General features: G+C 61.5%; 1 pseudogene. It reads left to right on the top strand.

What is annotated here, in order from left to right:
- Positions 1–1,113 (top strand): annotated as a pseudogene (locus E0E41_RS18695) (type VI secretion protein); the annotation flags it as partial.

The following is a 1,113-nucleotide window of genomic DNA, read 5'->3' as shown; positions in this document are numbered from 1 at the left end:
TGGGCGGCACCTACCGCTCTGTGATGGTGCTGCGCAGCTATCCCCCCACGACGGAGCAGCTGGCCCTCCTGAGTCAGCTGGGAGAGCTGGGGGGTGTGACGCTGCACCTGGCCGCCCGTCAAGTCACGCCCGCGGAGGAGAATGCCATTCTCCACACAGCCACCAACAAGAGCTGGATGGAGCGTGGCAACCTGAACAACATGAAGCAGAGCGTCACGGCGGAGGCCAAGCTCCAGGATGTGGCCGCCCTCATCAACACCCTTCGCCGGGAACAGGAGCCGCTGATCCACTGTTCGGTCTTTCTTGAGCTGAGTGCGGCTACGGCGGAACAGCTGCGCACCCTGCGGGATCAGGTCAATGCCATGCTGCTCCGTGCCAAGCTGGGGGCGGACCCTCTGTTCCTGCGGCAGAGGGATGGCTTCCTCTCCTCCAATCCGGCGGGCCATAACGTTTTTGGCGCCTTTGCCGAGCGCGTCCTGCCCGCCTCCAGTGTGGCCAACCTCTACCCCATGAGCTATTCAGGCAAGACGGATCCCTGCGGTTTTTACCTGGGCAACGAGAAATATGGCTCCAATATCATCGTGGACCTGGACCGGAGAACCGGCGACAAGACCAACGCCAGCGCCCTGATCCTGGGCAACAGCGGGCAGGGCAAGAGCTACCTTTTGAAGTTCCTGCTGTGTAATGTGCTGGAGTCCGGCAAGTCCGTTATCTCCCTGGATTCGGAGCATGAGATGGAGGAGCTGTGCGGCAACCTGGGGGGCAGCTTCGTGGATCTGCTCAGCGGCAGGATCCGCATCAATCTGCTGGAGCCCAGACACTGGGACGATGGCAGCGAGCCGGATGACCCTGACGCGCCAGACGCCTTCCGGGGTACTCTGCTGGCCCAGCACATCTCCTTCCTGCGGGACATCTTCCGTGTCTACAAGGATTTCGACACCCCCCACATCGATACCCTGGAGCTGATGGTGGAGCGGCTCTACCGTAAGTGGGGCATCAGCGACGCCACCGACTTCTCCCGGATGACTTCTACCGACTACCCCGTCCTGGCCGACCTCTACGACACCATTGAGGAGGCCTATCAGAATTATGAGCACGAGGAGGATTTGAAGC

This window comes from Intestinimonas massiliensis (ex Afouda et al. 2020), assembly GCF_900626285.1.
GTDB classification, from domain to species: domain Bacteria; phylum Bacillota; class Clostridia; order Oscillospirales; family Oscillospiraceae; genus Flavonifractor; species Flavonifractor massiliensis_A.
The sequence above is the reverse complement of the archived record's forward strand: the minus strand, read 5'-3'. Positions and strand labels throughout refer to the sequence as shown.